This window comes from Tenacibaculum sp. Mcav3-52 (assembly GCF_022347665.1).
Lineage (GTDB): Bacteria > Bacteroidota > Bacteroidia > Flavobacteriales > Flavobacteriaceae > Polaribacter > Polaribacter mesophilus.
Genome location: NZ_JAKRGE010000001.1, coordinates 313464 through 328951, shown reverse-complemented (window position 1 = coordinate 328951; position 15488 = coordinate 313464). Strand labels below are relative to the sequence as shown.

General features: G+C 31.9%; 12 protein-coding genes. 3 read left to right on the top strand and 9 right to left on the bottom strand.

Annotated elements, in window-relative coordinates; genetic code table 11:
• Positions 1–14: 14 nt before the first annotated feature.
• Together MHM83_RS01580 and MHM83_RS01575 are read left to right on the top strand one after the other, a co-directional pair.
• Complete coding sequence (locus MHM83_RS01580) at positions 15–1025, top strand: glycoside hydrolase family 113 (protein ID WP_073182249.1); 1011 nt, start codon at positions 15–17, stop codon at positions 1023–1025.
• On the top strand, positions 1009–2307 hold the full coding sequence (locus MHM83_RS01575; protein ID WP_083574778.1) for a POTRA domain-containing protein: 1299 nt from the start codon (positions 1009–1011) through the stop codon (positions 2305–2307). Before MHM83_RS01580 ends, MHM83_RS01575 begins: the two co-directional genes overlap by 17 nt.
• A gap of 112 nt (positions 2308–2419) precedes the next feature.
• On the opposite strand, the gene MHM83_RS01570 is transcribed toward MHM83_RS01575, so the two are convergent.
• From MHM83_RS01570 to MHM83_RS16220, 9 genes are all read right to left on the bottom strand, one after another.
• Entirely contained in the window at positions 2420–4513 is a 2094-nt protein-coding gene (locus MHM83_RS01570) for a S46 family peptidase (protein ID WP_073182248.1), read from the bottom strand.
• Between the two features lie 90 nt (positions 4514–4603).
• Positions 4604–5488 (bottom strand): sterol desaturase family protein, encoded by an 885-nt coding sequence (locus tag MHM83_RS01565; RefSeq protein WP_167712784.1) that lies wholly within the window; start codon positions 5486–5488, stop codon positions 4604–4606.
• Positions 5489–5522: 34 nt separating this feature from the next.
• The gene (locus MHM83_RS01560) at positions 5523–6359 is read right to left on the bottom strand and encodes a metallophosphoesterase family protein (protein WP_159611003.1); all 837 of its coding nucleotides are present in this window, start codon (positions 6357–6359) and stop codon (positions 5523–5525) included.
• Positions 6335–7684, bottom strand: a complete 1350-nt coding sequence (locus tag MHM83_RS01555; RefSeq protein WP_159611001.1) for a sodium:solute symporter family transporter — start codon at positions 7682–7684, stop codon at positions 6335–6337. The genes MHM83_RS01560 and MHM83_RS01555 overlap by 25 nt, the downstream gene beginning before the upstream one ends.
• Before the next feature lie 38 nt (positions 7685–7722).
• Positions 7723–9147: a SusD/RagB family nutrient-binding outer membrane lipoprotein gene (locus tag MHM83_RS01550; protein ID WP_173358943.1), complete on the bottom strand. Its 1425-nt coding sequence runs from the start codon at positions 9145–9147 to the stop codon at positions 7723–7725.
• 11 nt (positions 9148–9158) lie between these two features.
• Positions 9159–12374 (bottom strand): SusC/RagA family TonB-linked outer membrane protein, encoded by a 3216-nt coding sequence (locus tag MHM83_RS01545; protein ID WP_239178210.1) that lies wholly within the window; start codon positions 12372–12374, stop codon positions 9159–9161.
• Positions 12375–12474: 100 nt separating this feature from the next.
• Positions 12475–13176 (bottom strand): TIGR04282 family arsenosugar biosynthesis glycosyltransferase, encoded by a 702-nt coding sequence (locus MHM83_RS01540; protein ID WP_239178209.1) that lies wholly within the window; start codon positions 13174–13176, stop codon positions 12475–12477.
• Between the two features lie 110 nt (positions 13177–13286).
• Positions 13287–14033: a uroporphyrinogen-III synthase gene (locus tag MHM83_RS01535; protein WP_047787881.1), complete on the bottom strand. Its 747-nt coding sequence runs from the start codon at positions 14031–14033 to the stop codon at positions 13287–13289.
• A gap of 14 nt (positions 14034–14047) precedes the next feature.
• Entirely contained in the window at positions 14048–14686 is a 639-nt protein-coding gene (locus tag MHM83_RS16220; RefSeq protein WP_047787880.1) for a DUF4271 domain-containing protein, read from the bottom strand.
• A gap of 45 nt (positions 14687–14731) precedes the next feature.
• On the opposite strand from MHM83_RS16220, the gene MHM83_RS01530 reads away from it, so the two are divergent.
• Complete coding sequence (locus MHM83_RS01530; RefSeq protein WP_231128370.1) at positions 14732–15487, top strand: polyprenol monophosphomannose synthase; 756 nt, start codon at positions 14732–14734, stop codon at positions 15485–15487.
• Position 15488 lies beyond the last annotated feature (1 nt).

The following is a 15488-nucleotide window of genomic DNA, read 5'->3' as shown; positions in this document are numbered from 1 at the left end:
AAATTAGAGGAGTAATGAAAACTCTAAAACTCCTTTTTATAATAAGTTGTGTTTTTTTGGTAAGCTCTTGTACGAGCCAATCAAAAAAGATAAACGGTGTTAGTTTTGTTGCTTCTTCAAAGAAGATAACAAGTAAACATATTAATGATGTAAAAAAGGTATCAGCAAATTATGTAACGTTGATGCCTTTTGCTTTTGTTAAAAGCTTGTCTTCTCCAAATGTAATTTATGACTCCAAAAAGCAATGGTTTGGAGAGACAAAAGAAGGTGTAAAACAATATGCCAAAGAGTTTCAACAAAGTAAAATAAAGATTATGTTGAAACCACAAATTTGGGTTTGGAATGGGGTGTATACAGGAACTATAAAAATGAAATCTGAAGATGAATGGAGAGAGTTAGAACAATCGTATGAAGATTTTATCCTCGTTTTTGCCAAAGTAGCAGAAGAAATTAATGCAGAAATTTTTTGTATTGGAACAGAATTGGAGCAGTTTGTAATAAACAGACCAGAATACTGGAAAAAACTCATTAAAAAAATTAGAAAGGTATACTCTGGAAAATTGACCTATGCAGCAAATTGGGACGAATTTAAGCGAGTAGACTTTTGGGAGGATTTAGACTTTATAGGAATTGATGCTTATTTTCCGTTAAGTGATCAAAAATCCCCAACTCTTAAAGATTTTGAAAAAGGTTGGCAACCTCACAAAAATGAAATTATTCAGGTTCAAAGTAAGTTTAATAAGCCTGTTTTATTTACCGAGTATGGGTACAGAAGTGTAAATTTTACTGGAAAAGAGCCATGGAAATCAGATAGAATAGAAGGAGATATCAATTTAGAAAACCAACAAAAAGCATTACAAGCTTTGTATAATCAATTTTGGAAAGAAGATTGGTTTGCTGGTGGTTTTGTTTGGAAATGGTTTCATAATCATAAAGAAGTTGGAGGGGAAGATAACAATAGGTTTACACCTCAAAACAAACCAGCAGAATTGACTATAAAAAAGATGTATGAAAATAGTAAATGAAAAATATAAAAATAAGTATCTATTTTTCTTGAAGACAATAATTCTTGCAACATTTTGGTTGTCTGTAAACTGTTATTCACAAGAAAAAAGTATAGAAAAAATTACTTTTTCAGGAGCTAAAAAAACGAAAGCACATGTTTTAAAGAAAATACTGAAATCAAAAGAAAATAAAGTGCTTGATTCAATGGTATTAAAAGAAGATATGATTCGTTTGAAGCGCTTACCAGCAATTTCTAATGCGTATTTTAAAGCATCATGTTCTGAGGGTAAATGTAATGTTGTTGTAACTGTAGAAGAGAACTTTACAATAATTCCAGAAGTTAATTTTCACAAAACGATCAATCAAAAATTAGCCTACAGAATAGGAGTGGGTGAGTATAACTTTTTGGGAAGGAACATGACCTTAGGTGCGTTTTACCAATACAATGGTTTTGATTCTTATGGAATTAACTTTAGGGCTCCTACGTTATTTTCAGCAAAATGGGGAGTGTCATTAAGTCATCAAAACTGGACGAGTGAAGAACCACTTTATTTTGGTAGTGAATCAGCCAATTATAAGTATCAGAATATCTCTTATGAAGCTTTGGCTTTATACCAACACAATTTTAAAAATCAGTTTCAATTTGGAATTAATTTTTTTGAGGAAAAGTATAATTATTTAAGAGGAAGTACTTCATCGGATGTTCCTACTGAGTTAAATGTAGATAAAAAGCTACTGAAGCTAATTTATGTTTTTGATAATCTAGATTATAATTATCAATACATTAACGGAATAAAAAATGAGTTTCATGGACAATATGTAACTTCTGAAAATGAATATCAGAATGATTTTTTAATTTTTTGGAATGACTTTTTTTACTTTAAAAGAATAGGTGAAAAAGGAAATTGGGCAAACAGATTGCGTTTTGGTTTGTCATCTAATGATGATACTCCATTTGCTCCATTTGCTTTAGATAATAATTTGAATTTACGAGGAGTTGGTATTTTAGTTGATCGAGGTACTGGAAGTATTGTTTGGAATACCGAATATAGGCATACGCTGTATGAAAAAAAATGGTTTGTTATTCAAAGTAATGTGTTTGTAGACGCTGGAACATGGCGTAATCCAGGAGGAAGTTTTGATGATTTTATCAATAGTGATAATATGAAAGTTTATTCAGGTATAGGTTTACGTTTCATTAATAAAAAAATATTCAATGCAATTTTTAGAATTGATTATGGGCATGGGCTTACAAAGAATGGATCAAAAGGATTTGTGTTTGGTATAGGTCAATATTTTTAATCACAGATAGCCTAGAGTTTAATCTCGAATGAGTTGTTTATTTGCATAAAAAAAAACGAGGTTGTGAAATACAAACCTCGCTTTTTAAGCTATTCTTATGTAGAAAAACGTTTTATTTTTTCTTTGGGTGTACTAACTTCATTTCTTCAATTAAGTGTTTTGCTCCTGCATATTTATCTACAATAAATAATACATAGCGAACATCAACCATAATATTTCTACAAATTTCAGGGTCGTAATTCATATCACTCATCGTTCCTTCCCATACACGGTCGAAGTTTAATCCAATTAAGTTTCCGTGTGCATCAATAGCAGGACTACCAGAGTTACCACCTGTGGTATGATTGGTTCCTAAGAAACAAACAGGAACTTTTCCGTTTTTATCAGTGTATTGTCCAAAATCTTTAGCGTCGTATAAATCGCGTAACTTTTGAGGTACATCAAATTCATAATCACCAGGAACGTATTTTTCAATAACACCATCTAAATAACTTACAGGATTGTAGTATACAGCATCTCTAGGAGAGTATCCACGAACTTGACCGTAAGTAACACGTAAAGTGCTGTTAGCATCAGGAAAATAGCGTGTATTTGGTAATGCTTCCATTAATGCTTTCATGTATGTTTTTTGTAACGCTGTAATTGGCTGGTTTTTCTGTTGAAACTCAGGATTTATTTTTGTGTAAAACTCTTCAATCATAGGCTTAGCATATTGGTAAGCAGCATCTTTGTTTAAGTTTTTTACCACCTTTTTAGCGTCTCCTTCTAATAATTGTAAAGCTTTATTTAAATCAGTAAAATTTGTTTTGTCATAAATAGAAGCATCTACATTAGTAGGATTGTATAAAGGCATTACATTTTTAAACACTCCTTTATCAACATTTACATCAAAGTTTTTATGAATTCCTTTAATTCGATTTACCAAAGAAGTTCTAGCTTCTTCAAACTTTTTAGGTTTATTTAAAGCTACTTGTTCTAACTGATACGCTCTAAAAGTCATTTGCATCAACTCGTTGGTAACTAAGAAAACTTCAATAAAGTTTCTTCTTTTAATATTAATATCAGCAAAGTCTATATATAATTTTTCAAACTCAGGAAGAATATTTCCGTAGGTTTTTTCTAATCCTTTTTCTTTTAATGCTTTTTTGAAAGTAGCTTCAAAAGCTTGACGCTCTGCGATAGCATTACTCTTTTTAATTCCTAGGTTTTCACCAATCCATTTTTTCCAAGCATTTGCAATACGTGCTTGTTTTGAAGCATATTTAATACGAACAGCATCACTAGCTTTCATTTGTGCATCAATTTCTTTTAATGCAGCTTCACGAATAGCAATGTTACTCGGATTAAACTCTTGTGTAATATGTTTAATAGCAACAGCGGGTAAATATTCATTAGTACGACCTGGGAAACCAAAAACCATAGTAAAATCACCTTCTTCAATTCCATCTAAAGAAACTGGTAAAAAGTGCTTTGGTTTGTAAGGAACGTTGTCTTTGCTGTATTTAGCAGGACGATTGTTTTTATCAGCATAAATTCTGAATAATGAAAAATCTCCTGTATGACGAGGGAAAACCCAGTTATCGGTATCACTACCAAATTTTCCAATACTACTTGGTGGTGCACCTACTAAACGAACGTCTTCAAATTTTTCTGTAACAAATAAGAAATATTGATTGCCTTTGTAAAATGGCTTTATTTTAACACCTTGCCATGTTTCTTTTTGTACTGTTTTTTGAATTTCGTTGATGTTTTTATCAATAGTCGATTGTTTTTCACGTTCAGTCATAGTATCAGTAACCCCATTCAATGCTTTGGTAGTTACATCATCAATACGAACAATAAATTCAACATATAGCCCTTTATTAGGTAATTCTTCTTTTTTATTCATCGCCCAAAAACCATCTTTTAGGTAATCATTTTCTAAAGAAGAGTGTGATTGAATTTGCCCAAAACCACAGTGGTGATTGGTTAAAATTAATCCTTCAGGAGAAATCACTTCGCTAGTACAACCTCCGTTAAAATGCCCAATAGCATCTTTTAAACTTGAGTTATTTACATCATAAATGTCTTTAGCGGTAAGTTTACTTCCTAAAGAGGTCATTTCTTGTTCATTCATTCCTTCTAAAAGAGAAGGAATCCACATACCTCCTTGCTGTGCAGTAACTTGAACGACAATAAATAAGAATAGAATTTTTATATACTTCATCTGTTTATTTTTAAAAAGCTAAAGATACAAATTGGCAGCAAAACAGCTAATTGAAAGTATTAAGTAATAGGTTAAAAAAGACTTAAAATGTTATTTTTTTCCTATTGGATATATTTCTTGGTGAATAAAGTCTTTAGGGAATTTTTCATCCCCGTCAAAACCTAATTCAATATCACGCCCATTGTAAGGAATGTAGTCAGTTTTAAAAATGTAATCCCATATGCTTAGCGTAATTCCAAAGTTTACTCCCATTTTTCTGCCTTCAGGAAGCTCTTTTGCATGATGCCAAATATGCATTTTTGGATTGTTCAGAATATATTTTAACCAACCGTAATCCCAGTTAATATTGGCATGATTAAGATGACCAATAGTAATGTTGAAAAAATGAACAATAGCAACGTCTTGTGCTGTAAATCCGCCCATAATAGCAAGCGGAATATACTTCATAGAGTTATATACTACGGGTTCCATCCAATGGTAACGTAAGTGGGCAGCAAACCCCATTTGTTTTACGGAATGGTGCACTTTATGAAAGTTCCATAAAAATTCATATCGATGTAATAATGTATGAGTGAACCACTGTACAAAATCAATACTAATAAAAAATACTAAGAGTCTCGCCCAATAAGGAAATGTGTTGATGTCGAATAATTGAAAATTAGCAACCGATAATCCAACCAAACCTAAAATATCATTAAAAAACTGCTCTGCTGTATTTGATAAGGCAATAAGAACGATGAGGTTTAGTAAAAAGAAATTGAAAAACATGTAAAAAGTATCTAGCCAAAAATCTTTACGAAATAAAGGTTGGTTTTTGCGCCAAGGAAAGATAATTTCTAATCCCCAAACAATAAGAGAAATTATAATTAAACCATAAAAATAATTTTCCCATTGAATTTCAAACAAAACAGATTGTTTTAAGTAGTTCCAATAACCAGTGTAGGAGTTTTTTACGATTTCTAGGTATCTTTCCATAGGAGCTATAAATTTCAGCAATAAAAATAATGAATTAATGATTTATAATTTTAAATAAATCTCGTCCTTTCCATAGTCGTTCTTCTTGGGGCAAAATTTCCATATTGTCCCAAAAACCTGTAAGTAATGTTTGTGCATAAGCAGGAGGTAGCTGTTGTTCAGTCATTAATGTATTTGCTTTTTTATAATTATAAGAAAGAGTATGAAAAGAGTATGAAAAACCATTAGTGTCATTTAAAATGGCATACCAAACATGTGGTTTTGCATTGTTAGCAGGCATGCCAATAACTCCTGGGTTTAACCAAAGAAGCGAGTCTTTTTCATCTGTAAAAGGAAGTCCGGAATGTCCAGCAACAATTACATCGCAATTAGTTTCATTGAATGATGAAATTTTATTTTTCCATGGAGTAGATTTAAAAATAAATTCAGAAATATAATGGTATGAACCATGTACCATGAAAATCTTTTTATTTGCATAAGTAAAAGAGATATAATTGGGTAGGGTTTGCATCCAATTAATTGAAGCTTCCGAAAGTTGGTTTTGAGCAAAAGGATACCACGCTTTTGAAAAAACATCACAACGAGAACCTTCTGTAAAATCACAACCACAATTAACCTCTCTATTTCGTAACTGTTGTTCTACATTTCCAATAATACTATGTGCTCCCCAGTTTATAAAGGTTTGTACTGTTTCTTCTGGTTGTGCACAATAGCCAACAATATCACCTGTGCAAAAACAGTTTTCAGGTGCTATATTTTCCTTTTCAGCGACTTTAATTAAAGCTTCTAAAGCTTGTAGATTACTGTAAATACCCCCAAACAAAAGTACTTTTCCTTTAACGGTATTTATGTATGTTGTTTTTGTATCCATAACGGAATTAAATAAAGAGTAAAACAAAGAATACTTCCCCAAACATTGCTCCAAAGTAAATTGGCATACTTGCCAGAAGTAAAAATTAACAAAGAAGGAAAGGCATCAAAAACTAATAAAAATCCAATGATAATACCAGTGCCTACAGATAAGTAGTAACTAATTTTAGGAGGTTTTAACTTCCATAATATAAAAACTGGAGCTAGTCCAATAACCATAGTACCGCTAATAGTGGTTGCTGATAAAATTGAAGCGTTTAAGAACACAGGAAGAGTTCCTATAATAGCAATGAGTAGCATTATTATTCTACCAAATGAAACAGAGGGGTTAATGTTTAAATCAATAGCAAAAAGCTTAGCTGTTGATGAAAATGTAGAATCTAAGGTAGATGCAGCTGAGGTAATCATAATAAAATTAACAACTAATAACATTCCAACACCTAAGGTTTTACTAAAAGCAACAGCTGCTTGACCATTAAGGCCATTGATTTTTCCAAAGATACCTACAAAACTAAATAAAACAATACATAAAAACCCAATAACAGTAGCCCAAAGAAAGCTTTTTAGGGTTGTTTTCGGATTACTTATAAAACCACGATCGGTTAACACTGGGTCGTGAAAAGGATAGCTAAACGATTGTAAAAAAGCAGCGATAGCTAAGTTCCCTCCTAAAGCCATCGTCCACTTACCAGAATTTGAAACGGTTTCGTAATTTATACCTTTAGTAGAGTAAATATTCCAAAGAATAATTGCCAAAAGTACAGAGAAAAATAACATTTGAATTGCATCGGTAAAAATACTACTACTCAAACCTCCTTTTAAAGCGTAAGTCAAGGTTAAAAGTGTAAAAACCACAATAGAAGTGTAGTATGAAGAGCTACCTACAGCTCCAAAATAAGAACCAATAACCATGGTGTTTGACCAAACTTCGTTAAATAGTCTAATGAGAATTAAAATTGAAAATACAAGAATAGCGGTATTACCAAATCGAATACCTAAAAAGTCATGAATGCTTTTAAAACCTCCTTTGGTACGTAGTTGATATATAATTATTCCAGCAACGGCAAACGAAAGGTAATACAGTGCATACGCAACCCCTCCTACAAGTCCAAACTGTAAGCCTAAATTAGCGGCATTGGTAATACTTTTAGCAAAAATCCAAGAGATGACTAAGCTACCTGTGAGTAATAATGTATTAGGTGCTTTTTTATTGTGTGTAGCTTTAAAGAAAGTTTGATTGGTTTGGGCAAAAGGTGCTAATATTAAAAATACTAAGCTGGTACTAAGTAGCAAACCCCATTGCCAAATGTATATTATTTCTTTCATTGGTTGTACATGTTCTGAGAAAATTTTAATTTCTTACTTTAGTTATTCCACCAAACACCAAAATTAATACTATTACCATTAGTAGCTTGAGCAGCTAATTCGTAATTTATCTTATTTAAAGAGGCTTCTTCTGCAGGATAGGGCATTCTTACAGGAATTAAATTGTTATTTAAACTTGCTGAAATAGGGTTCAGATTAGGAAACCCAGTTCTACGATATTCTATCCACCCTTCATAGCCGTTAATAATATTAGCAATCCATTTTTGTGTAATAATTTGCTCAAGGGCTTTTGCGTCGTCAAAACTAGCAGTTGTTGTAAGGTAATCATTAGGTATGTTGGTGTTCCAGTAACTAAAGGCTTGTTCGGTAGCTAATTCGTATAGTAATTTGGCATCGTGGGTAATAAGACCTTTATGAGCTGCTTCTGCTAATAAAAAATTAGTTTCCCAAGCGGTCATATAATTGGCTTGCAAATTTCCGGAATGTTCTCTAAAAATGAAGCCAGCTAATGAATAATTTCCCAATGAAATAGTGGTTTTTGAAGCATCTATTCCGTTAATTAACCCGTTGTAATTGTTGGGAGGAGTACTGGAAGGTCTAAAAAAAGTTTGAATTCTAGGGTCATTTAGCTCTTTTAAAATTTCTTCAATAGTTTTAGACATTACAAAGTTGTTAAAATCTCCTACTCGTAAACGCGCCATTCTAAAGTTATTAGGCTCTCCGTCTGTAAAATTAAAAACAGCATTTTGAGCATTGTTGGCAATGTAGTTGCCATCGGTTACAATTTCTTGAAGTTCTTTTCTTGTATCTTGTTTTGATGAAATACGGATGAGTGCTTTTATTCGTAATGAGTTGGCAAATAAAATCCAGCTATCTAGATTTCCGTTGTATAAAACATCGCCTGTTAGCGGTAAATTACCCGTGTAATTTTTAATTGCTATTATTCCCTTTTTTAAACTATCTAAAATACCTCCATCTGCTAAGTAAATAGCTTCTTGTGTGTCGTATTTGGGAGTAACAGTTTTGTTATCTCCATTAAAAGCATCACTATAGGGAACATCTCCAAAAAGATCTGTCAAAGCCATAGCCATATATGCCTTAAAAATTAAAGCAGGGCCTTCATACACTTTAAATGTTGGATTATTTTTGGCTTTGTTTAGGATAATTTCATTGTCCCTTAAATTAGTGTAAAATACAGGCCATGGATTCCCTCCTAATTGTGGTGATTTTAAAGCATGACGATCAAATAAATTAAAATCTAAAGCAGTAAGTTGTTGACTTAATAAATTACCTGCAACAAAACCTTCATACGACATTGCCTCTCCATAATTGTAAATAACTTTACGAAATAATAAACTGGGTTCTACATCAACAGGAAAGTTAGGGTTTGTATTTATTTTTTCAAAATCACTAGTACAACTTGTTATAAGTGCTAATAGGAAGAGAGATATGTAATTTTTCATGATATTGTTTTTTAGAAGTTTACACCTAGTTTAAATCCGAAGCTTTTGGTGGTAGCATACGACATATCTTCGACACCACTAACAATTCTATTTCCTTGCACTGCTAGTTGCTCTGGATCAAAATGAGGAATGTTACTAATTGCAAATACATTTTTACCTATAAAAGAAAGAGTTACATCAGCTCCATTTTTAACGAAACCAAAGGCATTGTTTTTTAAATTGAAGGTATAACTGAAGGCAAATTGTCGTAACTTTAAATAAGAGGCGTCATAGACATTGTTTTCTTCATGATTTCTGTCGTAAAATTGTCTGTAATAACTTTCGGGAGTTATTGCAGTTGTATTTGGGGTGTATATTGGGTTTTCTGGAGTACCAGTATTTACAACCCCTTGTGGAATAATACCCGATGTTGGTCGGTAAGTTGTTTCTTTTAACTGACCAGCAACTCCTGCTAAAGCTAAGGTTCTTGAAACTAATTCTCCCCCTTGTCGCCAATCAAAAAGGAAGTTTAAATTCCAGTTTTTGTACGAAAAACTATTGTTGAGTCCCATTGTAAAGTCAGGATTGTAATTTCCTAGTTTTTTAAGTGTAGGGTCTGCAATAAAATTTCCTTCTGATGTTAAGACAAAATCACCTTTTTCATTTTTTAAGTAACCAGTTCCGTAAAAATCACCGATGCGTCCGCCTTCTTCTACTTGAAACCAAACTGTTTGATCTGGATTGTTGTATACTCTTGAATACGCCAATGTAATTCGTCCACTGTTTTGAGGTAACGATTCAATGGTGGCAACATTTTTACTAAAGTTCACAGTAGTATTCCATTTGAAGTTATTGGTTTTAAAAGGAGTGGCATTTATAACAAGTTCTACCCCTTCAGAACGTACTTTTCCGCCATTAACTACTTGTTGTTTAAAACCTGATGAAATAGGAATTGGAAGTGATAAAATTTGATCTTTGGTAAGTGCGTTGTAATAAGTAATATCAAAAGTTAAGCGATCATTAAAAAAACGAAGATCAGCCCCTATTTCAAAAGAAGTTGTTTTTTCTGGGCGTAAGTTAGGATTGGCAATAAAATCTTGACTTGTAAATGCGGGTTGTGCATGTACATTTGTTGTGGGGATAAAGGTTCTTGAAGTTTGATATGGATTGGTGTCGTTACCAACCTGAGCAATGCTTGCACGAACTTTTGCAAATGAAACCGTTGTAGGAAGGGGAAATAATTTGCTTAAAATGACGCTGGTAGAAACCGAAGGATAAAAGAAAGAAGTATTAGTGGTGGTAATTGGAGTAGCAAGCGCGCTAGACCAATCATTTCTACCTGTAATGTCTAAAAAGAAAATATTTTTATACCCTAATTTTATTAAGCCATATAAACTGTTGATTCTTTTTTCTGATAAAAAATTAAAAGTTTCAATGGGAGAAGCAGCGTTGTTAAAGCTAAAAATACCGGGTTGTGCTAATTGTGTAGTTTGTGTTTGTTGTGTACTAGCTTTTTGATCAAGACGATTTCCTCCTAAGGAAATGTCAAGAGTAATATTATTAACTTTAGGGGTATAATTAATTAAAAAATCGGTGTTAATTTCTCTATAGGTTACTTTGTGTTCAGCATATGCACCATTCCTAAACCGATTGGAACTAAAGTTTCTTAAAAAACGCCTGTTTTCACTAGAGTAATCCATTCCTGTTCTTAGTGTTAGGTTTAGGTTATTGGTAATTTGTTGTTTTGCTGAAATATTACCAAAAACACGGTCTCTGTTAAATTCATTTCTATTTTCGTGTAATATGAAATATGGGTTGTCAAAAAAAGTATAGTTGAACGAATATTGTTGTTTACCCTCCAATCCTGGTTGCCAATAATTTTTTAAACTGTTAATGTTTAACGATCGAGGCCCCCAAGCTACTAATGAATAATTTACGTTTTCAGATCCGTATCCATTAGAAGGTCTGTTATCACTATTGCTATTTACATAATTAACATGCGAAGTAATGGTAGTGTTTTTTGAAGGGATGAATTGCAAATTAGTAGCAATTGTTTTACGATGTAAATTAACACCTGGTATAATTGATTCACTGTTAACATCGGTCAATGACAAACGATAATTCCCTTTGTTAAATCCCGATGCTATGGCAATGTTATTAATCGCTGTAATACCTGTTTTATAAAAATTTATTAAGTTGTTAGGGTGTGCTATAAATGGAGTGGGGGTGATAGGAAATCCATTGTACAAAGCAGTATCACCTCCTCTAACGGTAGTCCCATCGGGTAGAGATACTGGACTGTCAAATTGAGGAATTAAAGTACCTTGGTTTAATCTTGGTCCCCAACTGTAGGAAATATTGTCGTTAGTTCCTCCACCTAACCCATTAACAAATTCAAAACGTCCAGAATTTCCTTGTCCGTATTCGTTTTGAAACTGAGGAAGTTGGAAAGCTGTGTCAATAAATAAAGAAGAATTAACACTCATTTGAAAAGCATTGCTTCCTTTTTTTGTGTTGATGATAATAACTCCATTAGAAGCTCTAGTACCATATAAAGCAGCAGCACTAGCTCCTTTTAATACAGAAACAGAGGCAATATCATCGGTGTTAACTTCCATAGCACCGTTACCAAAATCAGCTTCTTGAAAACCTGCAGCTGCCTCATTAGTATTATTAAAAATAGTATTATTGTTTATGGGGGTACCGTCTACAATAAAAAGTGGATTGTTATTGGTGAAAGATTGTTCGCCTCGTATAACGATTTTTGAAGATGAGCCAACGCCAGTAGCCCCACCACTGGTAATGTTAATACCCGCTAATTTTCCTGATAAATTATCTAAAAAATTTACCGATTTAACTTCTGAAATATCTTTCTGTTGGATGCTTTGAATAGCATATCCTAGCTCTTTAGACTCTCTTTTTTTATTTAAAGCAGTAATAATTATTTCGTCTAACCCTGTATTTTCTTCTTGCAAATAAATAGATATACTCTTTTGATTCCCAACTTTAATTTCTGCTGTTTTATAGCCTATAGAAGAAAAAATTAGTATATCGTTTTTGCTCTTTATTTTTAAAGAGTAATTGCCGCTATTATCTGTAACCGTTCCTTTCGTGGTGTTTTTGATAGTTACGTTAACAAAAGGAATGGGAGTTCCATTGTTTTTTGAGGTTACTTTTCCTCTAATTGTATATTGAGCATTCGCAAAGGTGGTTAGGCATAATAACAACCCCAGTAAGATTTGTTTCATGTATTTTATAAATTTTGTTTCATATTGAGAATCATCAAAGAGTAAATAAAAAGCGAAGCATTTTACTACTAAATGAATGATTGTTATGATATTGTTGTACTTAAGAAAAAATGGAAGTTCTTTGTGAAGTTGTAGGAGAACCTTTGTTGTAAAGTACTGAGGTGTATTGATATCTGTATGTGTATGAGGTGTTGTAAAAACTTTTTCTCAATAAGAGAAGTATCTTATTAATTAGGTATTTTAGGAAACTGTTCGTTGAATAACGATTTAAAAAATAGATTAAATCGTTTTCTGAATCAATATCTTTTAAGTATGCGAGTTGTGATACAGAATGTTCGTTTTTTTCAAGTATTTTTTTTAGCGTACTAAATAAATCGGGAGTTTTCCAAGGAAGTGTTGCAAAACTTTTCTTGTTAAAATGTTTTTGATTAATGGCGAGTAAATAAATGCCTCCATCTATTGAAGGACCTAAAACAGGAAGGTCGTTTTGAAGATGGTCAATAGCCTTTTGTAAGTGGGAAGCGTTTAAATTTGGACTGTCATTTCCTACAACAATTATGTTATGAAACCCTTTGGCAAAAGTGTTTTCTATAGCGTTTGTAAAACGCTGACCAAAAGTAGCTCCTATTTGGTGAGTTTCATTACAAATACATATTTGAGCGTTTGTTTTTGAAGCTTCAAAAACAATCTTTTTATTTAAATAGTCAAATAACTGTTCCCCTTTTTCTAAAAACTTATTTTCAGCCTCTCTTTTAGAAGAGTTTGCAAAAATAAGAATAGCTATATTGGGTTGTTTTGACATTTATGGACTTTCCATTAATTAGAATAAAATGGAAAAGTCGAAAGAAATATATTTGCATTACAAAAAAAGCCGCTAATTTAATTAGCGGCTTTTTAAAGCAAGTAGGCTATTTATTTTTTATTAGCTTCTTTAATATATTTTTCTAAAGCCATAGTCATTGAAGGTGTTTCTGGTGTCGGAGCAGCAATATCTACACGTAAACCTCTATCTTCAACAGCTTTAATAGTAGTGTTTCCAAAAACAGCTATTCGAGTATTGTTTTGTTTGAAATCAGGAAAGTTTTCAAATAAACTATCAATCCCTGATGGACTAAAGAATACCAAAATATCATAAAAAACATTTTCTAAATCAGATAAGTCACTGACTACAGTTCTATATAAATCCGCACGTTTCCAGTTAACTCCCAATTTATCTAATTCTTCAGGAATTAAAGATTTTAATTTATCAGAAGAAGGAAGTAAAAACTTCTCGTCTTTATGTTTCTTGATTAATTTAGTTAACTCAGGAAATGTTCTATTACCAACATAAATTTTACGTTTACGGTACACAACGTATTTCTGTAAATAATAGGCTACAGCTTCAGATTGACAGAAGTACTTCATATCATCAGGGACAGTAAAACGCATTTCTTCAGCGATTCTAAAAAAATGATCAACAGCATTTCTACTGGTAAGTATAATGGCTGTGTAATTGTTTAAATCAACTTTTTGAGCTCTTACTTCCTTTACAGGTATTCCCTCGACATGAATAAACGATCGAAAGTCAACCTTAACCTTTTGCTTTTCTGCCAAGTCAAAATATGGCGATGTTTCTGTTTTTGGTTTTGGTTGAGAGACTAAAATAGTTTTAACTTTCATAAACTTTCTCTTTATTACGTAGTTGTTGTTTTATAAAGAATTAATAGCGGTGCTATTTCAAGGGTGCAAAAGTACAAAATAAAATAAAACAACTTACTAATTACAAGTTTTTTATTATTTGTTAAAATTAAAAAGACCCTAAAAACAAGCAAGATACAGAAAGAATAAATTAAGAAAAGTTTATTTGTAAAAGTGTATTGATACAGTATGATAATGGGAAATAACCAAATGCTAAGAACATATAAATAACCCGATTTTGTATATAAAAAATAGCTTACGGTTTTAGATAAACCAAGAATATTTGCCAATGCATAATCTAAAAAAAAACGAACAGAAAAATATACAGAAACAAACAAGAAGAGTCCTAAAAAAGCTAGAAAACTATGAGAATATATTTCTGATACTAAAGTGAAAAATAAAAATAAAGAAATAACAATTATAGAAAAAGAAAACAGTAACAATTTAAAAGGTGTGAAAAAAGAAACACCTTCTTCCATTCTTTTATGAAAAAAACCAGGAGTTACAAAAGCAATAGTATATCCATATAACTTAGTAGGTTTTAGTAGCTTCATCATAGCCAATAATACAATAGCTAGTATGATAACTAAAGTAATCCAATTATCATTATATATAACTCTTTCTATTGCTTTCAATTGTTTTTATACTTTTTTAATTAACACAAAATTAGTAATAAATAAATGTATCTTTGCCCAGATTTATATGAAAATTACATGAAGTCAGACGCTTTAATCATAATTCCTACGTATAATGAAAAAGAAAACATTGAAGCTATTATTCGAGCAGCCTTTAGTCAAGAAAAGGTGTTTCATGTGTTGGTTGTAGATGATAGTTCCCCTGATGGAACTGCAATAATTGTAGAAAAGTTACAAAAAGAATTTCCTAATCAGCTTTTTATTGAAAAAAGAAAAGGGAAAAGTGGATTGGGAACTGCGTATATTCATGGTTTTAAATGGGCAATTTCCAAAAAATACAATTATATTATAGAAATGGATGCTGATTTTTCACATAATCCAAAAGATCTTATCAAATTATACAATGAATGTGTTAATAATGGAGCAGATGTAGCTATTGGTTCAAGATATTCAGTAGGGGTAAATGTTGTTAATTGGCCAATGAGCAGAGTGTTATTGTCTTATTTTGCATCAAAATACGTACGGTTAATAACCAGAATGCCTATTCATGATACGACAGCTGGTTTTGTATGCTATAAAAGAAAAGTTTTAGAGACAATTAAGTTAGATAAAGTTAAATTTGTAGGATATGCTTTTCAAATTGAAATGAAATACAAGGCATGGAAGCACAAATTCAATATCAAAGAAGTCTCAGTTATTTTTACTGATAGAGTCTTAGGAAAGTCTAAATTAAGTAAAGGCATAATCAAAGAAGCTGTTTTTGGAGTGATAAAAATGAGAATTAACGGATTACCGAAATAGG